The organism is Arthrobacter sp. 9E16, assembly GCF_002929435.1.
In the GTDB taxonomy this organism is placed as follows: Bacteria; Actinomycetota; Actinomycetes; order Actinomycetales; family Micrococcaceae; genus Arthrobacter_B; species Arthrobacter_B sunyaminii.
Map to the genome: position 1 here is coordinate 894425 of NZ_PJIU01000001.1, position 20776 is coordinate 915200.

The 20776-nt window shown below is 64.4% G+C and carries 27 protein-coding genes; 12 read left to right on the forward strand and 15 right to left on the reverse strand.

Features of this window, described 5'->3' with window-relative positions:
* Positions 1-110: 110 nt before the first annotated feature.
* On the forward strand, positions 111-647 hold the full coding sequence (locus tag CXR00_RS04190; RefSeq protein ID WP_104053722.1) for a dihydrofolate reductase family protein: 537 nt from the start codon (positions 111-113) through the stop codon (positions 645-647).
* Positions 648-986: 339 nt separating this feature from the next.
* Positions 987-1457 carry a GtrA family protein gene (locus tag CXR00_RS04200; RefSeq protein WP_104053232.1) on the forward strand — a complete coding sequence of 157 codons (471 nt, stop codon included), beginning with the start codon at positions 987-989 and terminating at the stop codon, positions 1455-1457.
* A gap of 24 nt (positions 1458-1481) precedes the next feature.
* Here CXR00_RS04200 and CXR00_RS04205 read toward each other — a convergent pair whose 3' ends face one another.
* The 4 genes from CXR00_RS04205 to CXR00_RS04220 all read right to left on the reverse strand — a co-directional run bounded on the left by CXR00_RS04205 (position 1482) and on the right by CXR00_RS04220 (position 5013).
* Complete coding sequence (locus CXR00_RS04205) at positions 1482-2864, reverse strand: NAD-dependent succinate-semialdehyde dehydrogenase (protein WP_104053233.1); 1383 nt, start codon at positions 2862-2864, stop codon at positions 1482-1484.
* Between the two features lie 84 nt (positions 2865-2948).
* Positions 2949-3752, reverse strand: coding sequence for a trimeric intracellular cation channel family protein (locus CXR00_RS04210; protein ID WP_258060263.1), 804 nt, complete (start codon positions 3750-3752; stop codon positions 2949-2951).
* A gap of 89 nt (positions 3753-3841) precedes the next feature.
* A complete protein-coding gene (locus CXR00_RS04215) occupies positions 3842-4282 on the reverse strand; it encodes an SRPBCC family protein (protein ID WP_104053235.1) in 441 nt (146 codons plus the stop codon).
* A 44-nt stretch (positions 4283-4326) separates the two neighbouring features.
* On the reverse strand, positions 4327-5013 hold the full coding sequence (locus CXR00_RS04220; RefSeq protein ID WP_104053236.1) for an NUDIX domain-containing protein: 687 nt from the start codon (positions 5011-5013) through the stop codon (positions 4327-4329).
* A 139-nt stretch (positions 5014-5152) separates the two neighbouring features.
* Here CXR00_RS04220 and CXR00_RS04225 point away from each other — a divergent pair, with 139 nt between their 5' ends.
* The gene (locus CXR00_RS04225; RefSeq protein ID WP_104053237.1) at positions 5153-5797 is read left to right on the forward strand and encodes a GyrI-like domain-containing protein; all 645 of its coding nucleotides are present in this window, start codon (positions 5153-5155) and stop codon (positions 5795-5797) included.
* On the opposite strand, the gene CXR00_RS04230 is transcribed toward CXR00_RS04225, so the two are convergent.
* Positions 5794-6276 (reverse strand): TetR family transcriptional regulator, encoded by a 483-nt coding sequence (locus CXR00_RS04230; RefSeq protein WP_104053238.1) that lies wholly within the window; start codon positions 6274-6276, stop codon positions 5794-5796. The genes CXR00_RS04225 and CXR00_RS04230 overlap by 4 nt on opposite strands.
* A 157-nt stretch (positions 6277-6433) precedes the next feature.
* Between CXR00_RS04230 and CXR00_RS04235 the strand changes: the two genes are divergently transcribed.
* Positions 6434-7078: a YitT family protein gene (locus CXR00_RS04235; RefSeq protein ID WP_104053239.1), complete on the forward strand. Its 645-nt coding sequence runs from the start codon at positions 6434-6436 to the stop codon at positions 7076-7078.
* Here the strand turns inward: CXR00_RS04235 and CXR00_RS04240 are convergent.
* Positions 7040-7588, reverse strand: coding sequence for a dihydrofolate reductase family protein (locus tag CXR00_RS04240; protein WP_104053723.1), 549 nt, complete (start codon positions 7586-7588; stop codon positions 7040-7042). The genes CXR00_RS04235 and CXR00_RS04240 overlap by 39 nt on opposite strands.
* A gap of 142 nt (positions 7589-7730) precedes the next feature.
* Between CXR00_RS04240 and CXR00_RS04245 the strand changes: the two genes are divergently transcribed.
* Positions 7731-8075 (forward strand): hypothetical protein, encoded by a 345-nt coding sequence (locus tag CXR00_RS04245; RefSeq protein WP_146067186.1) that lies wholly within the window; start codon positions 7731-7733, stop codon positions 8073-8075.
* On the opposite strand, the gene CXR00_RS04250 is transcribed toward CXR00_RS04245, so the two are convergent.
* The 4 genes from CXR00_RS04250 to CXR00_RS04265 form a co-directional block, all read right to left on the reverse strand.
* A complete protein-coding gene (locus CXR00_RS04250; RefSeq protein ID WP_104053241.1) occupies positions 8072-8701 on the reverse strand; it encodes a TetR/AcrR family transcriptional regulator in 630 nt (209 codons plus the stop codon). The genes CXR00_RS04245 and CXR00_RS04250 overlap by 4 nt on opposite strands.
* 41 nt (positions 8702-8742) lie before the next feature.
* The gene (locus CXR00_RS04255) at positions 8743-10014 is read right to left on the reverse strand and encodes an ABC transporter permease (protein WP_104053242.1); all 1272 of its coding nucleotides are present in this window, start codon (positions 10012-10014) and stop codon (positions 8743-8745) included.
* A complete protein-coding gene (locus tag CXR00_RS04260; RefSeq protein WP_104053243.1) occupies positions 10011-10733 on the reverse strand; it encodes an ABC transporter ATP-binding protein in 723 nt (240 codons plus the stop codon). Before CXR00_RS04260 ends, CXR00_RS04255 begins: the two co-directional genes overlap by 4 nt.
* 81 nt (positions 10734-10814) lie before the next feature.
* Positions 10815-11396, reverse strand: a complete 582-nt coding sequence (locus CXR00_RS04265; protein WP_104053244.1) for a TIGR03086 family metal-binding protein — start codon at positions 11394-11396, stop codon at positions 10815-10817.
* A gap of 180 nt (positions 11397-11576) precedes the next feature.
* Between CXR00_RS04265 and CXR00_RS04270 the strand changes: the two genes are divergently transcribed.
* A complete protein-coding gene (locus CXR00_RS04270) occupies positions 11577-11915 on the forward strand; it encodes a PadR family transcriptional regulator (protein WP_104053245.1) in 339 nt (112 codons plus the stop codon).
* Positions 11912-12904: a permease prefix domain 1-containing protein gene (locus tag CXR00_RS04275; protein WP_104053246.1), complete on the forward strand. Its 993-nt coding sequence runs from the start codon at positions 11912-11914 to the stop codon at positions 12902-12904. The genes CXR00_RS04270 and CXR00_RS04275 overlap by 4 nt, the downstream gene beginning before the upstream one ends.
* Here the strand turns inward: CXR00_RS04275 and CXR00_RS04280 are convergent.
* The gene (locus tag CXR00_RS04280) at positions 12897-13667 is read right to left on the reverse strand and encodes a LysE family translocator (RefSeq protein WP_104053247.1); all 771 of its coding nucleotides are present in this window, start codon (positions 13665-13667) and stop codon (positions 12897-12899) included. The genes CXR00_RS04275 and CXR00_RS04280 overlap by 8 nt on opposite strands.
* Before the next feature lie 80 nt (positions 13668-13747).
* On the opposite strand from CXR00_RS04280, the gene CXR00_RS04285 reads away from it, so the two are divergent.
* The 3 genes from CXR00_RS04285 to CXR00_RS04295 are packed head-to-tail and all read left to right on the forward strand — an operon-like array spanning position 13748 to position 15548.
* The gene (locus tag CXR00_RS04285) at positions 13748-14197 is read left to right on the forward strand and encodes an Lrp/AsnC family transcriptional regulator (protein WP_104053248.1); all 450 of its coding nucleotides are present in this window, start codon (positions 13748-13750) and stop codon (positions 14195-14197) included.
* 36 nt (positions 14198-14233) lie between these two features.
* Entirely contained in the window at positions 14234-14908 is a 675-nt protein-coding gene (locus tag CXR00_RS04290; RefSeq protein WP_104053249.1) for an alpha/beta family hydrolase, read from the forward strand.
* 10 nt (positions 14909-14918) lie between these two features.
* The gene (locus tag CXR00_RS04295; RefSeq protein ID WP_104053250.1) at positions 14919-15548 is read left to right on the forward strand and encodes a flavin reductase family protein; all 630 of its coding nucleotides are present in this window, start codon (positions 14919-14921) and stop codon (positions 15546-15548) included.
* Between the two features lie 31 nt (positions 15549-15579).
* On the opposite strand, the gene CXR00_RS04300 is transcribed toward CXR00_RS04295, so the two are convergent.
* Positions 15580-16185: an antibiotic biosynthesis monooxygenase gene (locus CXR00_RS04300; protein WP_104053251.1), complete on the reverse strand. Its 606-nt coding sequence runs from the start codon at positions 16183-16185 to the stop codon at positions 15580-15582.
* Positions 16186-16265: 80 nt separating this feature from the next.
* On the reverse strand, positions 16266-16622 hold the full coding sequence (locus CXR00_RS04305; protein ID WP_104053252.1) for a nuclear transport factor 2 family protein: 357 nt from the start codon (positions 16620-16622) through the stop codon (positions 16266-16268).
* A gap of 145 nt (positions 16623-16767) precedes the next feature.
* Here CXR00_RS04305 and CXR00_RS04310 point away from each other — a divergent pair, with 145 nt between their 5' ends.
* Positions 16768-18570 carry an NAD(P)/FAD-dependent oxidoreductase gene (locus tag CXR00_RS04310; RefSeq protein ID WP_104053724.1) on the forward strand — a complete coding sequence of 601 codons (1803 nt, stop codon included), beginning with the start codon at positions 16768-16770 and terminating at the stop codon, positions 18568-18570.
* 125 nt (positions 18571-18695) lie between these two features.
* Entirely contained in the window at positions 18696-19475 is a 780-nt protein-coding gene (locus CXR00_RS04315; RefSeq protein WP_146068443.1) for a hypothetical protein, read from the forward strand.
* An 18-nt stretch (positions 19476-19493) separates the two neighbouring features.
* Here CXR00_RS04315 and CXR00_RS04320 read toward each other — a convergent pair whose 3' ends face one another.
* Both CXR00_RS04320 and CXR00_RS04325 read right to left on the reverse strand, forming a co-directional pair.
* A complete protein-coding gene (locus CXR00_RS04320) occupies positions 19494-19724 on the reverse strand; it encodes a hypothetical protein (RefSeq protein WP_146067184.1) in 231 nt (76 codons plus the stop codon).
* Positions 19725-19774: 50 nt separating this feature from the next.
* Positions 19775-20671 carry an ABC transporter substrate-binding protein gene (locus CXR00_RS04325; protein WP_181032467.1) on the reverse strand — a complete coding sequence of 299 codons (897 nt, stop codon included), beginning with the start codon at positions 20669-20671 and terminating at the stop codon, positions 19775-19777.
* Positions 20672-20776: the final 105 nt, after the last annotated feature.

Sequence of the window (20776 nt, forward strand, 5' to 3'; positions counted from 1 at the left end):
GTGCTTGGTATCCCCCACTCTTCCATCCCGCGGGCAAGAAATGCACGTTTGGACGGCCCGCTGCTCATGCATTGATGTGTGACGCTGTGCCCGCCGCTATGCTCAAAAACATGGGTAAGGTCATCTATTACGTTGCATCGTCACTGGATGGCTACATAGCCACCGAAGACAACAAGCTCGACTGGCTGCTGGACTTCGGCTTCGAGGCGTTCCAAACGCACTATGACCAGTTTTTGGCCGGGGTCGGCGCACTGGTGATGGGTTCGGTAACGTACGACTTCGTCCGCGCCGAGGACCCCGGTTCCTGGGCCTACGGCACCCTGCCCTGCCAGGTGCTGACCAGCAGAAATCTGCAGGCGCCGCCGGACACCGGTGTACGTTTCGCCGCCGGTGACATCCGGGATATCTGCGCAGCCGCAGTGGCCGACGCCGGCAACCGGAACGTCTGGGTGGTGGGCGGCGGTCATGTCGCAGCCCAGTTTGCCGACGCCGGGCTGCTGGACGAAGTGCGGGTCACCTATATGCCCGTGGCGCTCGGCAGCGGGCGCCCCCTGCTTCCCGTCGCAGCGCCCACCGGCCGCATGCGGCTGACGGGGACGACGTCGTTCAACGGCGGGGCTGCCGAACTCCGCTTTTCCGCCGAATAGGCCGGCAGCCACAACGTATCCCTGCCCGCTTCCCGGTTCACTGTAGGGTGTGTTCCGTGCGCGCCCTCTGGTGGCCCTCGAAGACGCCGGCGACCTGCCGGGGCACGTCACCGCGTCCCTGAAGGCGGCGCTGCGAAACTCGGAAAAGCTGCTGGCACTGGTCTCGGACCTCCTCACGGCCGCCACAGCCCGCGCAGCGAGGCAGGGCGGGGCACTGTCTTCACCGTTACCCTGCCGCTTGCCCGTTCCGGTGCTGATTTTGTGCCCCGCGCAAGGCTGTGAAAATATCCAGTTGGATCCGGCACCCTACCGGGCACATTCAGCAGGGGAATTTACTTGATGGCCAACCACGGCATTTCACCCGTCCGCAAGGTACTGCGGCGTCTGGGGTCCTTCTCCCTCGTCGGCGCAGTGGCCTTCGTTGTGGATGTCTCCCTTTTCAACGTCCTGGCCTCGACGGTGCTCGATGACAGCCCCATAACCGCCAAGGTCATCTCCGTTGCCGCTGCCACGACCGTCTCCTGGGTCGGCAGCCGATACCTGACCTTCCGCAGCACCCGGGGGCGGAGCGTCCGCAGCGAAACCCTGCTTTTCGCCCTGACCAACGTGGTGGGGCTGCTCATCGCCACCGGCTGCCTGTTCATCTCACACTACGTGCTGGGTTTCACCAGCCAGTTTGCGGACAACATTTCCGGCAACGTCATCGGTGTCCTGGCCGGCAACGTGTTCCGGTACTTCGCGTACCGCTACGTCGTTTTCACCACGGAAGAGGAACGGGCAGCCCGGAGCGCGCTGAAAGAAAACGCATAAGGGCTGCCCGGCCGTTCGGCTACGCTACTTCCGGGACTGCGGCGTACGGATCAGCTTCTTGTTGACGAACTCATCCATGCCGTAGCGTCCCAGTTCCCGGCCCACACCGGAGCGCTTGACGCCGCCGAAGGGCAGGTCTTCCTGGGTTCCGGACACGCCGTTGATCCAGACCATGCCCGATTCCAGCCGGTCAGCAACCTCAAGGGCCTTGTCCTCGTCAGCGCTGAAGACGGCGCCGCCCAGGCCGTACGGTGAGCTGTTCGCCAGTTCTACGGCTTCATCGGCGCTGGAGACCTTGTAGATCACGGCGGCCGGACCGAAGAGCTCCTCCGAGAAGGCACGCATATCCTCCGTGACGCCGGTCAGCACGGTGGGCTGAACGTAGGCGCCGGGCCCGTCCACCAACGCACCGCCGGTGTGGAGAGTTGCGCCCTTATCCACGGCATCCTGAATCTGCTCCACCAGGGAGTCTGCGGCAGCCTGTGAGGACAGCGGTCCAAAGCGGGTGCCCTCGTCCAGCGGATCACCGGGCTGGATCTTCTGCATCTTCGCGGTGAACTTCTCCACGAAGTCGTCGTAGAGATCCTCCATGACGATGAAACGCTTAGCGGCGTTGCAGGCCTGTCCGGCGTTGCCCATGCGGCCGGCCACGGCGGACTTGACCGTGGAGTCCAGGTCCTCGGAATCCAGCACGATGAACGGATCGCTGCCGCCCAGTTCCAGCACGTACTTCTTCAGGTTCCGGCCGGCCACCTCGGCAACGGCGGAACCGGCACGCTCCGAACCGGTCAGGGAAACGCCCTGGATCCGGGGATCTGCAATGATGTCCGCGGCCTGGTCATTGGTGGCGAAAAGGTTGATGTAGGCATCCCGGGGCAGCCCGGCATCGTGGAAGATCTGCTCCATGGCCAGGGCTGACTGCGGGCAGTTGTTGGCATGCTTGAGGAGCACGGTGTTGCCCAGCATGAGGTTGGGGCCGGCGAACCGGGCCACCTGGTAGTACGGGTAGTTCCACGGCATGATGCCCAGGATCGCGCCGATCGGTTCGGTGCGCACGGTGGCCCCGCCGCCGCCCTTTACGCTCAGTTCCTCATCGGCCATGAAGCCGGGGCCTTCGGCGGCGTAGTAGTCGTAGATGTCTGCGGACAGGGCAACTTCGCCCTTGGCCTCACGCAGGGGCTTGCCCATTTCGGTGGCGATCAGGGCCGCCAGCTCGCCGCTGCGTTCGCGGTACAGCTCGGCCACCCGGGCGATGATCTTGCTCCGGGCCTCAACCGGCTGGCTGCGCCACGAGGCAAAGGCACCGTGGGCTGCGCTGATTGCTTCGTTGATTTCGGCGTCGGTGGCTTCGGCGAATTCTTGCAGTGTCTCCCCGGTTGCGGGGTTCACGGTTTTGTAAGCAGTCATGGGGCTCACGTTACCGGCGGCTGTGGCAGGAGCCACAGCGGTTCGCTCTTGGCTCAACCGCCGCACCCGGCACACCAGGCGCGGCTAGCGGCGGGCCGGGGCGGCGTCGCCGTCGGGTTCCGGCGGATTCCGGCGGGCGGAACGAGGCCGGGGAAAGCGGCCGAACCGGGGCCGCGGCCAACCCTGTTCCTTCTTGCGTGAGCCGGCTTCGATTGCCCCGGATCCGCTGGGTTTGCTGCGCGTCCGGCGCGGAAGCCGCACACTCAGCTCCCCCGGACCGGGCAGGCGCCAGCCGCGGCGGCGGGCCACGGTGCAGATGACGGCGGCGGAAACGATGGCCACGGCCATGCCCACATTACGCAGTCCCAGGTGATAGAGGACGGCCATTTCAATGGCGGCAATGAGGGCGCCGGTGGCGTACAGGGTGTTGCCGCCGAAGATCGCTGGCACCCGTCCCACGGCGATGTCGCGGATCATGCCGCCGCCCACCGCTGTGGCGACGCCGATCAGGATGGCAGGCAGCCACTCCAAGCCAAAGCCCAGGGCCTTGGATGTTCCGGTGGCCGCCCAGCAGCCAAGGGCAAAGGAATCAATGACGATCAGGAACCGATTGGCCCATTTCCCCTTGAGCTCAATCAGGTAAGCAATGAACGCACCGGCAATGGCGGCAAAGAGGTAGGCGGGATCGGTCAGCGCCACCGGGGTGCCCGCCTGCAGCAGCGTGTCGCGCAGGACACCTCCGCCCAGGGCTGAGGTGAGCGCCAGGACCACAAAACCCACCGGGTCCATACGCAGCTGCCGGGCAACCGCTCCGCCCAGTACGCCGTTCGCCAGCACCCCGGCCAGGTCCACGACCCTGAACACGGCCTCCGGATCCAAAATCTCCACGCCGCTCCCGCTGTTGATTGGTGCCGTGTTTTCCGGCGTCCAGTCTAGCGCGGCAGGCTCCCGGGTTCGGCAGCATCACCTTTTATCAGTCACCGGGCGGCAAAATAATCCGCCAGCTTTTCCAGCGTTTGTTCCAGACTCGCAGGATGCCGGCGGGTCACTCCCATGATCCGGTACATGACGCGGTGGCGGACGCCCCTGGCATCCCACTGCTCGGTTACAAGGGTCCCGCCGTCTGCAGGCTCCAGCAGGTAGCGCCAGATATGACCGCCCATATGCCGCCAGGCAATCCTGTGCCCCTCCTGAAACTCGGTGACCGTGTTGCGGATCTTGTAGGGAACACCCATCTTCATGTCCATGCCGAAAGTGGCTCCGGGGGCCAGCCTGGCAGGACCGTGGGGGTGCGCGTCACGGACGGTTCCAGACCCGTCGATAACACTGTGCATGGCCGGACGGGCCAGCAGGTCAAACACGGATTCCGGCGAGGCGGGAACAAAGCGCTCGCGGCTGATCAGGTAGGGGCTGTTCATCGGGTCAGTCTAACGGCACGTAAGTTTCAAGCTCCGGGGTCCGGTTACAGGGTCCGTTCGTAGAGCCAGCCGTCTCCGCCCATGACCAGCCGGTGCCGGGCCTCCGGGTCGCCGGGCAGCTGGGGGTACTCGGCGTCGCCGTGCCAGACCATTACCGGCGGCGTCTGGCCGGGCAGCTGGCGGGTTGTGTAGGTCTGCGGCGCGGCAGCGCCGGCCGCTGCGAGCGCGGCGGCAACCGTTTCCACCCCCAGCAGCCCGTGCAGTGTCACCCAAGTGGGCGGGTACAGTTCCATGCTCCCCTCCCGCTGCCGGCGGAAGGCATCGGCGGGAGTCAGCCAAACCGCGTCCACGTGTTCTTCGGGGCTGAGCAGGATCTCGCCCTCGGGTGCTTCGGCCAGGAAGAACCACGTCCGGTAGCGGCGCGGCGCTTCGGGCGGCGGCTCCCAGCAGGAAAGCCGCACCAGGTTGGGCTCCGCCAGGCGGAGCCCGGTTTCCTCTTCGGTTTCACGCACGCCCGCCCGGAGCGCGGCCGCAAGTTCACCGTCGTCGTTCGCCGTAGGCTGCACCGAATCCGCCGGCAGTCCGTAGTCCTCGGGGTCCACCCGCCCACCGGGAAACACCCAGGCGCCGGCAAAGGATCCCCGGTGGCGGGGACGCTCCAGCAACAGGACCTGCAGTCCGTCGGGCGCATCGCGCAGCAGCACCACTGTGGCGGCCGTGCCGTGAAGCATGATGGATTCCGTTCGTGAGGGGGAGACTTGCGGGACCGTACTGGAGTCCCTTGAAGGATGGTAACCGTTATCCGCAGGCAGTAGCCGCGGGCACAGGACCCGCCCTATCCTGAAAACCCCGCGGAAGGGCGCGCCTGCTATGGAAAAGGCTGTAACGGACAAGTTCGACTTCAAGAAAAGCTACCCCGAGCTCTACGCCCCCAAGTCCGGCGATTTCGCCCTGGTAGAGGTTCCGGCCCTGCAGTACCTTGCCTATGACGGGCACGGGGATCCCAACACGTCGAAGGAATATCAGGGCGCCTTGGAATGCCTCTACCCCACTGCGTATGCGGTGAAGTTTGCGTCCAAAAAGGACCTCGGCCGCGATTTCACCGTGGGCCCGCTCGAAGGACTCTGGCGTGCGGCTGACATGGACGCTTTTATCCGCGGTGACAAGGATTCCTGGGACTGGACCATGCTGGTGGCCCAGCCGCCGTGGATTACCCCTGGCCTGGTTTCGGATACCGTCGCCGCGGTTGCCAGAAAGAAGAACCCGCCGGGACTGGACAGGGTGCGCCTGGCGACCATTGAGGAAGGCACCTCGGCGCAGATCCTGTACATCGGAGCCTACGACGCCGAGGGCCCGGTCCTTGAGCGCCTGCATCACCAGTGGATGCCGGCACACGCACTCACCTTCAACGGCGACCACCATGAGATCTACCTCAGCGATCCGCGGCGGACCGCCGTGCACAAGCTCAGGACGGTGCTGCGGCAGCCGGTCCGCCCGCTGGGCCCTTCCGCCTAGGCGGGTTTGTCCAACCCGCGCGGTTTGGCGGCCGGCGCACCCAGCATCGCTTTCAGCTGGTCATCGCTCACCCGTGTGAGAGCGGTGAGCAGGTTCATGATGCGGGCACGCTCACGGGCGTCAAAGCGGGTGGCATCGAGAATGTCGCTGACCCAGAGTCCGTCCATTGCCAGACGGACAATGACGCCGATGACTCCGGTGGGCTGCCCGGGGTCCAGGTTGTCCTGGTCAAGCCTGCGGTTCAGGTAGATCAGGGACTCCGCCAGGTTGGGGCGTCCGACGGCGGTGGCCAGCAGTGCCCCCTGGTCAGTGTCGCTGTTGGACTCGGCATCCGAGAACGCCTTGATGTAGGCGCGGTCCGAGGCTCCCACCTGTTCCGGGTCCGAGTCCGCGAGCCGGCCCAGCTTGTGGACCAGCTCGATAATCATTGCTTCAACGTCCTGCTCGATTTCTTCGAGAGGTGCGCCTGGCCTGAACATTTTTCCTCCAGCTCAACGGTCAACCGCCGTTCGGTTGACCGACCAGCTTAGCCCGGTTCCGTTTTATTCTCAGCTCCGGGAAGCTTCCCGCCGCCGCGCCGGGCGTAGCACCGGGCGCCGGTTTGAAGTCGGGCAGACAACAGGCTTGTCTTAGTCCATGACGTGGATCACCGTACGCCGTGCCGTCCAGCTGCTGGTCGGGCTGTTTTGCTATGGCTTTGCCATTGGCATGATGATTCAGGCTCATCTGGGCGTTTCCCCCTGGGATGTGCTGGGACAGGGCGCAGCCCGTTCTTCGGGCATTCCCTTCGGCATCGTGACCGTCCTGATTGGCGCGCTCGTGCTGCTGCTGTGGATCCCGCTGAGGCAGAAACCGGGCATCGGCACCGTCCTGAATGTGCTGCTGATTGGTCCCAGCGCCGAAGTTTGCCTTGCCCTGGTGCCCGCTCCTGATCAGCTTTGGGCGAGGGTTTTGCTCTTCACCGGCGGTCTGGTGCTGCTGGCTGCCGCCACAGGCGTCTATTTAGGGGCACGGTTGGGCCCCGGCCCGCGGGACGGGCTGATGACCGGGATGCACCGCCGCTTCGGATGGCCCGTTTGGGCCGCGCGCACCGGCATAGAGGTGGCAGTGCTCAGTGCGGGGTGGGCGTTGGGCGGCACCGTGGGTCTGGGAACAGTGGCCTTTGCCCTGCTGGTGGGTCCGCTGGTCAGCCGTACGATGCCGTTCTTTGATATCCGTGCGCTCGGTCCGCTTCCGGGGGCGTCACGTCCGCGGCCCGTAGGTCAGGATGGCATTGCCTGATGCAGTGGTCCGGGACTCGAGCAGCTTTAGCCGGGTGAGCGGGTCTCCGGGCTGAAACAGCCGCTGCCCCGAACCGGCCACCACCGGGTGCACCATGAGTGTCAGGGAGTCCAGCAGTCCGGCGAAAAGGAGCTGGCGCACAAGTGAAATGCTTCCGTTCACGGCGATGTCTCCGCCGTCGCGTTGCTTGAGCCGGCGCACGAAGCCCTCCAGCTCATCGTCCATTAGGTGGGAGTTGTTCCAGCTCAGGTCTTCATCGGTGAGTGTCCGGGAGGCCACGAACTTTTCGACCGGGTTGATGAAATCCCCGAAGCCGTCCCCGGTGTTTCCCGGCCAGTAGTCCGCCCATTCCTGATAGGTCGTCCGGCCCAGCAGCACCGTATCCTGGCCCGCCAGGACGGATTCCATCAAGGGCCCCATGTCCTCGTCAAAATGGTCAAACTGCCAGTCTCCCGGGTTCTCCACCACGCCGTCGACTGAGCTAAAGAGTGCCGCCGTCACCTTGCGCATCGTGTCCTCCTGCAGCTGCCGGTCTTGGAACGTGTCCGCCAAATCTGGCTTCCTCCGCGAAGGTACCGCAAGACCCTTCCGGGCGGGAGGGAGCGGACTTAGGATGGCCGTGCCGGTTCACCCTTCCGCAGGAGGAATCATCATGGTTGACGGCCCGTCTTCACCATCCGGAACGCAGGGACCGCCTGCCGGCTACGGCAACGTTCCGGTGATTTTCTCCGCTGTGCTGGCAGCGGTCGCGGGCGTGGCAGTGGCCGTCTTCTCCACCGGCGGAACAGAGCGGGAATTCCGATGGGAGCTGGGACTCGCCGCTGCCTGCGCCACCTTCATCGTGTCCCTGCTGATTTTCCTGCTGCTGATCATCACGTCGCGCCCCAACCCTGAAGAATTGGGCAAGGGCACCGGCATCAAGAGGAGCTTTGGTTCCCTTCCGGACACGGCCGACGGCGATGACAGGTTCCGCCCGGACGGCACCGACCAGCGTTAGCTGCCGAAGATCCTCTCCAGGAGTACCCCCGCACGATCCATGATGCCGGTGTCCGGCCAGACGTCGTCGTGCTCCAGGTGGTTCTGCTGCAGCACCACCCGGACCAACCCCAGAGCCAGACCCACCACCATGCCGGCCTCCGCGGCGAGGTCCGGTTCGGATTTGCGGAGACCAGCAGCCGCGTAACGTTCCATCACCAGGTCCGTTAACTGCTTCTCATGATCGGCCATCCATTCGTTCTGTTTGGAAAACAAAACAGGTGAGGCCATGATGGCCTTCATCCTGCGGCCGGCCAGCTCCGGATCGGGCTGGCCGGCCACCAGGGCGGAGACTACGGCCGCAGCAAGGCTCAGGACAACCGGGGTGCCGTGGTCGGGCAGGAACTCGCGGGCGACGGCGTCGCGCATTTGGGCGGGCGGCGGACCCAGGAAGACGCCTTCCTTCGAACCGAAATAGTTGAAGAACGTCCGCTGCGACACCATGGACGCAGTGCAGATCATGTCCACGGTGACGTTGTCATAACCCCGTTCCAGGACCAGCGCCACAGCCGTTTTTTCGATCTCCGACCGGGCGGCTGCACGCTTGCGGGCACGCAGCCCCCCGGATGCTTCAACGCCTTGGTCCATCACTCCGCCTTCCGCCGTGATGCAATTCCCGATGCCGCTGCTTACTCGTACCGCAGGGCGTCGATGGGGTTCTGCCGGGCTGCCCGGCGAGCCGGCAGCGTGCCGGCAAGGAACGCAATCAGCATGACGACGCCAATGATGACTGCTACGGAGGCCGGCGTGAACAGCATAATGTTCAGGCCGGGAAGGGCTGACAGCACCGTGTTGGACAGGACGGAGCTGATCGCCGTGCCGAGCCCGATGGCCACGCCGGCTCCCAGCGCAGATCCAAGGAAACCAATAAAGATCGCTTCGAAGCTGAACAGCGCGAAGATCTTGCCGCCGCCCATGCCCATGGCCTTCATGAGGCCGATCTCGCGGGTGCGTTCCTGCACGCTCATCAGCAGGGTGTTCACGATGCCGAACCCGGCAGCCACAAGGGCGATGACGGCGAACGCGTTGAGGACGCCGATGATGCCGTTGATGACGGTCTGGATGGCACCGATCTGGTCCGCCACGGTCAGCGCGGTGAAGCCCTGGTCTGCGAGGTCGGACTTGATGCCGTCCAGCTCGTCCGCGCTGATGTCCGTGGACAGGTAGGCAACGGAGGTGATGTAGCCGCTGGGAACACCGGCAGGCATGCCGGTTTTCTGCAGGGCGTCCATTTCGGTCCGCAGCTCCTCGTTGAATCCGGCACCGTCGCCAAACAGGGAGTCGTTCTGCACACCGGCCACCACGGCATCCACCGTGTGCTGGGTTCCGGCGTAGTCAGTGACCGCAATGGAGACCGTCTGGTCCAGGGCTGCCTGCTCGTCGGCGAAGCCCATCGGCTCCAGGTATGAGGACGGAAGCAGCACTTCACGCGATCCGCTGCCGTCTTCAAGCTGCCGCCCGGCGGCAAGATCCGCATCAGCCATCCCGATCATCGGATTGACGGTCAGCTCGAACTTGGTCCCGCCGTCGTACTGGATGAAGTCGGGTGCCAGCATGGCGGCCGGTTCAACCTTGTCGATGCCGTCCGTGGCGCGGATGGTTTCGATGTCCGCCTCGGAGAGCAGCGTGAAGCTGCCCTGCATGGCGGCACCGTCCGGATCGTATTCCTTGGGCCCGTCATCGGCCGCTCCGGTTTCTGCGGCGGGCGAGACGGTGAGCAGATCGTCGCCGCCAATGGCGCCTATTTGCTTGTCGATGTAGTCCGAGACGCCAGCACCGATGGCGCTGGTCAGGGTCAGCGTGAAGGCCCCGATAAAGATGGCGACCACGGTCAGTGCCGTGCGGACCTTGCTGCGGAAGGTGTTGGATACTGCTGAGCGGAGAATGTCGCCGGCGGTCATGCTGAGGCCCCTGTGGTGATGGTGGTCGAGAAGAGTTCATCGGCGGACACTTCGCGTCCGTCCTTGATGTAGAACTGGCGGCTGCAGCGGGCCGCGAGATCCGTGTCGTGCGTGACGGTAATCAGGGTGATGCCCTGTTCCCTGTTCAGCGAGAACAGAATGTCTTCCACGACGGCGCCGGTGGCGGTGTCCAGGTTGCCGGTGGGCTCATCGGCGAAAATCACCGACGGATTGTTGACCAGGGCGCGGGCAATGACCACACGCTGCTTCTGGCCGCCGGAGAGGTCGGTGGCCTTGTTTCGAGCCTTGTCCGCCATTTCCAGGCGCTCCAGGGCTTCCATGCCGCGGCGCTTGCGTTCAGCGGGCTTCACTCCGGCAATCATCAGCGGCAGCACCACGTTGTCCAGCACGGAAGAGTTGGGGGTGAGGAAGAACTGCTGGAACACGAAACCGAAATCCCGGTTGCGCAGTTCGTTCAGCTCATTTTTTCCCAGCGAACGCGCATCCTGGCCCTTGACGGAAATGGTTCCCTCGTCGGGGCTGTCCAGCAGGGCGAGCAAGTGCATGAGAGTGGACTTTCCCGAACCGCTCTTGCCGACAATCGCCAGGGACTCGCCGCTTTCCACGGCCAGGCTGACGCCCTTCAGGGCATCAAACCTGTTTTCCCCCTGCCCGTACGATTTCGTCAGGTTCTGCGCGCTGAGTACGTGTGGTGTCATCTTTCCGACGTTACATGCAGTTCCTGCAAGTTTGCCGGGCCTGCAACTTGGGCGGCTTTGAACCGGCTGGGCCGGTAGTACTCAGATCTCGGGAATCCAGGCGGGATCGCGCCCGGTCAGTCCCACCAGCCGGTCCAGCGGCGAAGCAGAGTCATCAACCGGAACCACCGGGCCGAAGAGGCCCGGATTACGGGGCTGTTCGCCGAGGAACTCCACACAGGCCTGTACGGCACGCAGATCCGGGTTGTAGCTCTGTCCGGTGGAGCGCGCCAGGTCCCAGCCGTGCACAATGATCTCGTCCAGGGCAAACATGCCGGCGTCCACGGCATCGAGCGGAACCCGGCCCGCCACCGTCTCCCCGTCCCACGCCGCCGGATCCGCCCAGGCGCCGGCCAGGGCAGTGAGCTGGTTGGGAATGCGCTCACGCCAGCCTTCGGCCAGGTTCCTGCCGTCCGCTTCAGGCACCTTCCCGGCTCCCGGCGGCAGGGCAGTCTTGTGTGCGGAGAGCTGGAATTCCAGCGACAGTCCGTCGATGTGCTCCAGAAGGTCGCCCACCGTGTAGTCGGGCGACGGTGTGGGCCAGCTGAGCTGGTCATCCTGGATTGCGGCGATCACGGCGCCGGCGTCACGGGCTGCATGATGGAAATCGACTGGAGCACGCATGGTTCCTCCTCGAGGAAAACGCATCGGTGTCTTTTCAAAAACCTGACTCTCGCTGACCCTGCCGTTATCAAAAACGGTAGCAACGCGGACTTCCGTCCGTAAGGGGAACCGGGTCCGGGCATTGTCACGAGGTCCGGCTACCTATTGCAATGCTGTGTCTAACACACCATAGTGTGAGGCATGGAAGATGATCTGCTGGGTGGACACCTTCAGGAACTGCGCCGGGGAACCGTGGTGCTGGCCTGCCTCTCCATCCTGAAACAGCCCGGCTACGGCTACGGCCTGCTAGAAGAACTGGAACGAGCAGGATTTTCCGTCGAGGCAAACACCCTCTACCCGCTGCTGCGCCGCTTGGAGAAGCAAGGGCTGCTCACCAGCTCCTGGGACACCGAAGAGGCCCGCCCCCGGAAGTTCTACACCACCAGCGAGCAGGGAGCTGAGCTGCTAAACGCCCTGCTGCAGGACTGGGAAAAACTGCACGCCTCCATTCGCCAACTCAACGAAGGAAGCCCCTCATGAGCACCCTCACTGACCGGTACGTCTTCGCTGCCCTCACCTCCATTCCCGAGGCCCAGCGGTCCGATATCGAGCGGGAACTGCGCGCCTCGATCACCGACTCCGTCGAAGCCCGCACCGATGCGGGCCAGTCACCGACCGAAGCAGAACGCCAGGTCCTCACCGAGTTCGGAGATCCCGCACGGTTGGCAGCCCGCTACACGGACCGCCCCCTGCACCTGATTGGACCGGAACTTTTCCTGGATTGGTGGCGTCTGCTCAAGCGGCTGCTGGCGATAGTGGTGCCGCTCGCCTTCGTGGCCACCGTAGTGTTCCGGATGGCAACTGATCCGACAGATCCCGCCGGGGCCTTTGGGTCGGCACTCGGCAATGTCCTGGAAGCCGTGGTGCAGGTCGGTTTCTGGCTCACCCTGGTCTTTGCAGTCATTGAATTCACCGGAACCCGGCGGAAGGATCCGGGCCGGACCGCCTGGTCCCCGTCCGTGCTGCCTCTCTTGCCGCGGCAGGCTTCGGTTTCCCTGGGCGACACCATCGCCACGGTGGTTCTTTACGCGTTCTTCATCGGCCTGCTGCTGTGGCAGAAGGTGGGATCACTGCTGTTCCTTGACGGCGAACCCGTAGTGGTCCTGCAGGACGAGCTTTGGGATTTCTGGTTGCCGTTCATCATCGCCCTGCTGACAGCCAGAGCCGTGTTCGCCGTCGTGCTCTATGCATCAGGACGATGGACGTTTGTCCTTGCAGCCGTGAACGCCGCTCTGGCGCTGATGTTTATGGTTCCGGTGCTCTGGCTGCTGGCCACGGACCGGGTCTTTGACCTGACCGTCCTCAACGCCGGCGACTTGGGCCAGGAGGCCTCGTCATGGACCACCGGGATCACCGCTGCCGCGGTGCTGGTGATTGGGGTGTGGGAATTCGGCAACGGATTCAGAAAGGCCGCTAAGGCCTCACGCCAAACGCCGGCAGCGTCAATGCCGGCAGTCCCGTCTAACTGATCAGCGAAGCGCCCTGTTCAGCGAGCAGCACCAGGGACAGGCAAACCATCAGGACACCGCTGGCCAGCGTGACGGCGCGGGCACCGCCCGGCCGCGAGCGCAGCAGCCGTCGGGCCGCAAGAGCCACACAGGTGTAGACCAGCACGGACACACCAAAGTGGGACAGGCCCAGGACCAGGGTCTGCAGTGGTACGGCCAGGCCGGCATCGGCATCGGCATCCACAAACTGCGGGATGAGCGCCAGATAAAGCAGCAGCGCCTTCGGGTTGGTGCCGCTGGTGCCCAACCCCTTGAAGAAGTCCTGCCGGCCCCCGCGGCGGGCAGGCCCGGGGCGGACAGGAATCGGAGGGGCGAGGGTGGCTAGCCTGCCTCCGGCGTCAATCGATTCCGGCTGGGCACCGCCGGGCAGGGCGGGTCCCGCACCGCCGGGCAGCCCGCCGGCACCGGAACCCGAGGAACCCGTCGTCGTCGTAAAACCGGCCGAACGCCAGGTGCGCAGCGTGGAAATCCCCAGCCAGAGCAGGTAAGCCGCACCGAGCAGTGTTAGGCCGGCCAGGAGCTGCGGGGTGGCGGCAATCAGCGCCGCGAGCCCGGCGACGATCAGTGCGGTGTGTAAAAGATAGCCGGCGGACAGCCCGGCCACGGCGGGTGCAATCCTTCGGGCGCGCAGGCCGGAGGAGATGCAATATGCCCAGTCGGCCCCCGGAGTCATGGCCAGGGTGACGGAGACGATCGCAAAGCCCGCGAATTGCTGAAAATCCATCCCTCAAGCCTAGGGATCCGGCGGCGAAAAGTGCTGACCGGAAGAAGCCCGCCCACGGCTCCGAACGATACGATTCTTGCGTGATTGACGCTATTGACCATGAAATTTTGCGCCTGCTTCAAATTGACGGGCGGATGAGTGCCACGGCGCTCGCTGCTGAGGTGGGGCTGACGGTTGCGCCCTGCCACCGCCGCATCAAGGAGCTTGAACGCAAGGGAGTGCTGACGGGCTATCGTGCCGTGGTTGATCCCGCCGCCGTCGGGCTGAGTTTTCAGGCTTTGGTGTTCGTAACCCTGCGCGACCGCGCGCAGATGCTTACCTTTGAGAAGGCAGTGGGCGTTCACGAACAGATCGTGAAGGCGGACAGGCTTTTCGGGGATCCGGATTTCCTGCTCAAGGTCATCGCGGCGGATCTCCTCGGCTACCAGCAGTTCTACGATGAAGTGCTCGTGGCCCTGCCGGGCGTCGAGAAGCTCACCAGCACCATCGTGATGAAAACCGTGAAGGAAGAAGCCGGCCTGCCGCTGTGAGGTGAGAGGCCCGGACGAGTCCCGTAAATTGGAACCATGCCAGCTCAGTCCGAACATCTCACCGTGGCGGTCGGTGAGGGTAAAGTCAGCGCCGTCTGCGCACAGCCCGCTGATCCGTGGGCGTCCCTGGTCGTGGCGCACGGCGCCGGTTCCGGCATGGAGCACCCATTCCTCACCGGGTTTACCGATGCAATGAACGACGGCGGTGTGGCCACCTGGCGGTTCAACTTCCCCTACCGGGAGGCCGGGAAGAAATTCCCGGACCGAGCCCCGGCAGCGATTGAGACGTGGCGCGCGCTGATGTCCGCCGCTGAGGACCGTGCCGACGGATTACCTGTGTGGGCGTGCGGAAAGTCCTTTGGCGGGCGGATGGCGTCCATGGCCGTGGCCGAGGGGATGCAGGCGGCGGGACTGGTGTTCCTGGGCTATCCGCTGCATCCGCCGGGCAAACCCGAAAAGCTGCGCGACGAGCACCTGTACGGGCTTTCCCTGCCCATGCTGTTCCTGCAGGGCACCCGGGATCCCTTCGCGTTGCCGGGCGAGCTGGAACCGGTGGCGGAGCGGATCGGCCCGTCCGCCGTCGTCGAACGGATTGACGGCGGAAACCACATGTTCGAAGTGCGCGGGAACAAGCGGGCGCAGGAGCAGATCGGTGGATCCCTGGCAGCGCCGGTGCTGGACTTCATGCGGGGCCATCAAAGCCGCAGCTAAGCTCACCCCTATGAGAACGGATTTTGATCCGGCCGCCATGGGCGGCCGCAGTTTCTACCGGCTGCTTACCTCCGTGGTGGTGCCGCGTCCCATCGCCTGGGTTTCGACGGTCTCGGCTGACGGCGTGGACAACCTGGCGCCGCATTCCTTTTTCACCGTCGCCTCGGTCAACCCGCCGGTGGTGTCCTTCACCTCGGTGGGCGAGAAGGATTCGCTGCGGAACATCCGCGAGACGGGCGAGTTTGTCATCAGTCTCGCCCCGGAGAACCTGTTTGAGGCGGTCAACGCGACCGGCACCGGTTTCACCGCGGAGGTCAGCGAGTTCGATGCCGCCGGGATTGCCCGGGAGGCCAGTGCCACGGTGCGCCCTCCCCGCGTTGCAGGCTCTCCGGCTGCTCTTGAATGCCGGCTGCGGGAGATTCATCCAGTGGGCGACTGTTTTGTGGTCTACGGCGATATCACCTTTGCGGCCGTCCAAACGGACGTGCTCGACGGCGATTCCCACCCGCGCATCGACAAGCTGCGGCCGCTCTCCCGGCTCGGTTTGAACGAGTGGGGTACCGTCGGCGAGGTCCGGGAGATTACCCGGATCCGGCCCGACGAATGGCCGGGCCATTACCGGGGCGACCAACTCCAGTAGGGCGCCCGCGATACAGCGCGCCGGCGATCCGCTAGGACGTTTTCCGGCGCTGGAGCCAAGGCTGCAGCAGACCGGTGACCCAGGGCAGCACCCAGTACGCCATGATCGGCGTGAGGATGGCGGTGGTCAGGAACACGCGCAGCGGCATCAGCAGCGAATCCCACCACTCGGGCAGCAGCAGGCCCACCAGCGCTGTAAACGCAAGGTTCACGGGGAAGAAGCCCAACCAGATGGCTACAGCCTGCTTCCAGCGCGGCGGCTTGACCGGTGTCTCGAGATCGGTGGAGACCGACGGCGCATCAAACCAGCCCTCGATGCCGGTGCGGCGCAGAACGTGGCGGTCCTCGACCATGTCGCGGCCCCGCTCCAGCCAGGCAAGGCGGGGTTCGGAGTGCTCCCAGGCGTCCAGCGCTTCCTCGTCGGAGAAGCGGTAGAGCATGTGCCATTCATCGGACTCGGCGGAGGCGCGGACCCAGCCGGAGCCCAGGAAACCGGGCCAGCTGTTGGCGAGGTTAACGCCTTCCTGGACCCAGTGGGTGGCCTCAGGCACACGGAGGGGATCAACCCGCCGGGTGATGGAGACCGTTACCGCCCCCGGCCCGCGAAGCGGGAGGGCGTCAGCGTGCGTTGAAGTCATGCTTTCCAGTATCCGGGGAGGATGACGCCGACGGCGAATCGGGTGCGGGATCCCACAGGCGCCTCACGCGTCAGTAGGGGTCAGTAGGGCGTGTGCTGGTGCAGGGCTAGTTTCCATTCACCGTCTTCCTTGGCATACACGCTGCTGAGCAGGGCCGTGTAGAGAGTGCCGTCACGGTCGGCCCGCACTTTGTATGTGAGGAATCCGGCGTCGGAGCCCAGAAAGGATTCCTTCGGGTCGATGATCTCGAAGGCAGACCACGGCGGACCCCCCATCGATTCGAGGATCTGGTCCCGGTTGGTGAGCCGCAGCCCGCCGGTCAACACCATTACCGGTTCCCGCGCCAGAACAGTCGAATAGAACGCGGTCGCTTTCACAGGCCCAATGGACAGGGCATGCCATCCCTCGGTTTCCAGTGCCACAAGTTCATTTTCCATGGCTCAGGAGCTTAGACCTGCCGCCCGATAGGCAACAGGAGTCCCTGGCCATCCCCTATCGCTCTGAGCACCGGGAGTGTTTACTGGAGCCCCGCGACCCACGATTTGGTTTGCACCCAGGAGCCACAAAGGAGTGGATATGGATATGGCCAACAGTTCCCCGTCACAGCTGGACGAATCAGTTCAGGACTGGCTGAACAACCTCAATACCGCCCTCACAACCCGGAATACCGAAGCGGCGGCCGACTTGTTTGAGGACGACGGATTGTGGCGGGATTTCGTCTCCTTCACCTGGAACCTCAAGACACTCGAGGGCAAGCAGCAGATCATCGACATGCTCGATTCCGTCCTCGATGACGTGCAGCCCTCCGGCTGGACGCTGGCGGAACCGGCCGCCGGCAACGCCGACGCAGCCGAAGCGTGGATCACTTTTGAAACCGCCGCGTCGCGCGGCTGGGGCCACCTGCGGCTGCGAAACGGAAAAGCCCGGACCCTGCTCACCACCATGCAGGAACTCAAAGGGCATGAAGAGAAAAAGGGTGCCACCCGGCGCAAGGGAGTGGAGCACACCGTTGAGCGCGGCCGGAAATCCTGGCTCGAGGAAAAGGAACTGCACCAGGCGCGCCTGGGCTATGAGGAGCAGCCCTACTGCGTCGTCGTCGGCGGCGGCCAAGGCGGGATTGGACTCGCCGCACGGCTGCGCCGGCTAAACGTTCCCACCATCGTGATCGAACGGAACGAACGGGCCGGCGACTCCTGGCGCAAGCGCTACAAGTCCCTCGCCCTGCATGACCCGGTCTGGTATGACCATCTCCCCTACCTTCAGTTCCCCGACGATTGGCCGGTCTTCGCTCCCAAAGACAAGATTGGCGACTGGCTGGAGCATTACACGTCCCTCATGGAACTGGATTACTGGTCCGGCACGGAGTGTCTCGGCGCGCAGTACGACGACGATGCCGGAGCCTGGGAGCTGAGAGTGCGGCGCGGGGGCCAGGACATTACACTGCATCCGCAGCAGCTGGTGTTTGCGCTGGGAGTCTCCGGATATCCCAACATTCCGGAGTTCGAAGGAGCCAACGCATTCCTTGGCGAGCAATACCATTCCTCGCAGTACCCCGGCGGCGGTGACCAGACCGGCAAGAAAGCACTCATCATCGGCTCGAACAACTCGGCCCATGACATTGCCGCCGACCTCTGGGAGCACGGCGCCGACGTCACGATGCTGCAGCGTTCCTCCACCCATATAGTCCGCAGCGAATCCTTGATGGAGTTCGCCCTCGGCGACCTGTACTCGGAGCGCGCTCTGGCAGCCGGCACCACCACTGAAAAAGCGGACATGCTCTTTGCCTCCCTCCCCTACCGGATCCTGCCGGAGGCGCAAATCCCGATATACGAGAAGATCGCCGAGCACGACGCCGAATTCTATGACCAGCTGCGCGCCGCCGGGTTTGATCTCGACTTCGGCGAAGACGGGTCCGGGTTGTTCCTGAAATACCTGCGGCGCGGTTCCGGCTACTACATCGACGTCGGCGCCTCCCAGCTGATCATCGACGGGCGCGTGAAGCTGAAGCAGGGCCAGGTCGCCAAGTTCACGGGCAACGGAGCGGTGCTCGACGACGGCACCGAGCTGGACGCGGACGTCGTCGTCTACGCCACCGGATATGGATCCATGAACAACTGGCTGGCGGACCTGATCTCCCCGCAGGTAGCCGATCAGGTGGGCAAATGCTGGGGCTTCGGCTCCGGGACCACCAAGGATCCCGGACCCTGGGAAGGGGAGCTGCGCAATATGTGGAAACCCACCAATGTGGATAATCTCTGGATCCACGGCGGGAACCTGCATCAGAGCCGGCACTACTCACTGTTCCTGGCACTGCAGCTCAAGGCCCGAAGGGAGAAACTGCCCACCCCGGTCTACGGACTGCAGCCGTCCCATCATTCCCGGTAGCCCGGTCCGCAGCAGCATACCCGCAGCAGCCGGCTGTACGTGACGCAAGCCGCACCCCCTGTAAATGCGGGCAGCGCTTTCGGTAAGCTGTCGCCATGCTGAAGAGAGTGGCAAAGAAAGTCGCGGTGGCAGCACTCATTTTTACGGCCTTTGTTGCTGGCCTTGCTGCGGTACTGGGTTACGGTGCACTCCAGCTCGTCCAGGCTGCGGTGTTCGGTGACGACGGCGACCCCTCCGTCTGGTCCTTCTTTGCCGCCTTCATGGCGCCGTCGCTTTTTATCGGAGCCCTGGTGCTGCTGACGATGGGGGTGCGTTCCTCGCGGCGCCGCGCCCGGGCGGCGCAAAGCAGGCGCAGCAATGCCGCTGCGCAGGCCGAGTCCTGGCGCCGGTTGTACGTACGGAGGGACGAACTGCTGGTGCGGTGGTCCCGTTACGAGACCGACGTCGCCCTGATGATCGACTATCCCATCATGACGGACTACACGGACCCGGTGGTCCGGGACGTCATTGTCGCCATGCAGGGCATCCGTGCCGCCGAAGCCCAGGCACTGGACCTGGACCGCGGTCCGGCCGAAGCATCCAAACTCTTTCATGCGGTCAACAGGTTTGAGGTTGCCTTCCTGACAGCTGAAAAGTACGCCCGGCGCTGCGGGCAGTCCAAGCTCAATCCCGCCGAACGCACCAAGCTCGCCGGCGCCCGGCAGGCACTGAACATCATCCTTGATGGCGCGGCGACGCCGTCCGAGGTGGAGGTTGCCTACCGAAGCCTGCGGGGTTCGCTGCGCGGGATCATCGACCTGCCGGACCGTGCCGTGGCCGACCTCCAGGCCCACACCCGGCAAAGCCTCGGCGTGCGGCCCCACGGTTCGTCACCGGCACCCGCTCCGGCACACCGGGCAGCCTAACCGCAGCAGCCCAACCGGTTACTGAGCATTCCCGCGGGGATACTCGTCCTCGTCGGTATCACCGCTTTCCGTACTCTGCTCCAAGCGGTCCGCTTCCGAACCGTCAGCACGCAGCGGGTCACCGTGTGCCTGCACCGGGTCCTGGGATCCGGCATCCTCCTGCCCGTCGGGGATGGCAGGGGTTTGCTGTTCCTGGGCATCGGCTTCGTTTTCGGTAGGTACAGCGGGGCGGTCATCTGCTTCGGACATCAGCATTCTCCTTTGCCGGAAACGTTTTCCTTTTGCGAGAAACGGGGCTTTCAAGCTCCGCTGTTGACGAAGAACGCGGACAGGTCCCCGTAGGGATTCACCGCCGGATCGGCATCGAATCCGTTGTATTGCTTCCGCAGTCCAATAACGGCACGGGCGGTCTCATCGGTGATATCCGTGTCGCGGGCGAGACCCCAGGGGCCAAGTTCGGCGTCGAGCACCCGGCGGGCATCCGGCGCGTGCAGGTCACGGGCATTGGCGATCAGGTCAGCGGCCTCGTCCCTGTTGTTTGGCTCCAGAGCCCAGGCCAGTGCAGCCTCATAAGCCTCCCGGAAACGGAGGGCCGTATCCCGGTTCTCGTCATACCAATCCCCGTTCCAGGCGGCCACGCTCCCGACGTAGGGCAGGCCAAGCGCTGACTCGTCGGCCAGATTATTCATCCCCTGTTGGCCTGCCAGTACTTCCAGTCCGTCGCTCAGCAAAGTGGCGGCGGCGTAGCCGTCTGTCATCTTTCGGTAGCGTTCGGCAACGCTGCCGGAGCTGACCACCGTGTAGTCGGCGTCGCGGCGCAGCCCGGCTTTTTCGAGGATGGAGTAGAGAACGTACGCGTAGCCGCTGTTCGGTGCGTCCACGGCCACCTCGCCTCCCCGCACCGCCTCCAGGGACGTGATTTCCGGTGGACTGATGACGCTGAGGCCCATCCCCAGATCCAGGGCGAAATCAGCCAGGACGTTCAGTGTGCGTCCCAGGTCATTGGAAGCGTTGCACCGGTAGTTGACCACGTTGTCCCAGGAGGTTTGCAGGACGTCGTAATTTCCGGCGTCGAAGTCCCTGAACTGCTGTTCAGGGGACTCCACCTGTTCCAAGGTCACATGCACGTCATTGTCCGCAAAGTATCCCTTCTTCTCCCCCGCCGCCAACGCTGCCGAGATTGAAAAAACGCCCATTCTCAGGGGATTTGTGCTGCTGCCTGGCTGTGCCATTGAAGGTCCTTGATCTCTTGAAGGAAGCCCCCTGTCCATGTTCCAGCGTAGGGAGGCGCACCGTGCTGG

Excerpts from the sequence above, each read along its gene's own strand:
- CXR00_RS04215 (WP_104053235.1), bottom strand. The coding sequence starts at position 4,282 with ATGAACAGCCCCTACCTGATCAGCCGCGAGCGCTTTGTTCCCGCCTCG.
- CXR00_RS04295 (WP_104053250.1), top strand. The coding sequence starts at position 14,919 with ATGAGAACGGATTTTGATCCGGCCGCCATGGGCGGCCGCAGTTTCTAC.
- CXR00_RS04310 (WP_104053724.1), top strand. The coding sequence starts at position 16,768 with ATGGCCAACAGTTCCCCGTCACAGCTGGACGAATCAGTTCAGGACTGG.
- CXR00_RS04230 (WP_104053238.1), bottom strand. The coding sequence starts at position 6,276 with ATGTTCAGGCCAGGCGCACCTCTCGAAGAAATCGAGCAGGACGTTGAA.
- CXR00_RS04320 (WP_146067184.1), bottom strand. The coding sequence starts at position 19,724 with ATGTCCGAAGCAGATGACCGCCCCGCTGTACCTACCGAAAACGAAGCC.
- CXR00_RS04235 (WP_104053239.1), top strand. The coding sequence starts at position 6,434 with ATGACGTGGATCACCGTACGCCGTGCCGTCCAGCTGCTGGTCGGGCTG.
- CXR00_RS04250 (WP_104053241.1), bottom strand. The coding sequence starts at position 8,701 with ATGGACCAAGGCGTTGAAGCATCCGGGGGGCTGCGTGCCCGCAAGCGT.
- CXR00_RS04275 (WP_104053246.1), top strand. The coding sequence starts at position 11,912 with ATGAGCACCCTCACTGACCGGTACGTCTTCGCTGCCCTCACCTCCATT.
- CXR00_RS04205 (WP_104053233.1), bottom strand. The coding sequence starts at position 2,864 with ATGACTGCTTACAAAACCGTGAACCCCGCAACCGGGGAGACACTGCAA.
- CXR00_RS04260 (WP_104053243.1), bottom strand. The coding sequence starts at position 10,733 with ATGACACCACACGTACTCAGCGCGCAGAACCTGACGAAATCGTACGGG.
- CXR00_RS04305 (WP_104053252.1), bottom strand. The coding sequence starts at position 16,622 with ATGGAAAATGAACTTGTGGCACTGGAAACCGAGGGATGGCATGCCCTG.
- CXR00_RS04290 (WP_104053249.1), top strand. The coding sequence starts at position 14,234 with ATGCCAGCTCAGTCCGAACATCTCACCGTGGCGGTCGGTGAGGGTAAA.
- CXR00_RS04270 (WP_104053245.1), top strand. The coding sequence starts at position 11,577 with ATGGAAGATGATCTGCTGGGTGGACACCTTCAGGAACTGCGCCGGGGA.
- CXR00_RS04245 (WP_146067186.1), top strand. The coding sequence starts at position 7,731 with ATGGTTGACGGCCCGTCTTCACCATCCGGAACGCAGGGACCGCCTGCC.
- CXR00_RS04200 (WP_104053232.1), top strand. The coding sequence starts at position 987 with ATGGCCAACCACGGCATTTCACCCGTCCGCAAGGTACTGCGGCGTCTG.
- CXR00_RS04190 (WP_104053722.1), top strand. The coding sequence starts at position 111 with ATGGGTAAGGTCATCTATTACGTTGCATCGTCACTGGATGGCTACATA.
- CXR00_RS04225 (WP_104053237.1), top strand. The coding sequence starts at position 5,153 with ATGGAAAAGGCTGTAACGGACAAGTTCGACTTCAAGAAAAGCTACCCC.
- CXR00_RS04325 (WP_181032467.1), bottom strand. The coding sequence starts at position 20,671 with ATGGGCGTTTTTTCAATCTCGGCAGCGTTGGCGGCGGGGGAGAAGAAG.
- CXR00_RS04280 (WP_104053247.1), bottom strand. The coding sequence starts at position 13,667 with ATGGATTTTCAGCAATTCGCGGGCTTTGCGATCGTCTCCGTCACCCTG.
- CXR00_RS04265 (WP_104053244.1), bottom strand. The coding sequence starts at position 11,396 with ATGCGTGCTCCAGTCGATTTCCATCATGCAGCCCGTGACGCCGGCGCC.
- CXR00_RS04300 (WP_104053251.1), bottom strand. The coding sequence starts at position 16,185 with ATGACTTCAACGCACGCTGACGCCCTCCCGCTTCGCGGGCCGGGGGCG.
- CXR00_RS04220 (WP_104053236.1), bottom strand. The coding sequence starts at position 5,013 with ATGCTTCACGGCACGGCCGCCACAGTGGTGCTGCTGCGCGATGCGCCC.
- CXR00_RS04240 (WP_104053723.1), bottom strand. The coding sequence starts at position 7,588 with ATGCGCAAGGTGACGGCGGCACTCTTTAGCTCAGTCGACGGCGTGGTG.
- CXR00_RS04255 (WP_104053242.1), bottom strand. The coding sequence starts at position 10,014 with ATGACCGCCGGCGACATTCTCCGCTCAGCAGTATCCAACACCTTCCGC.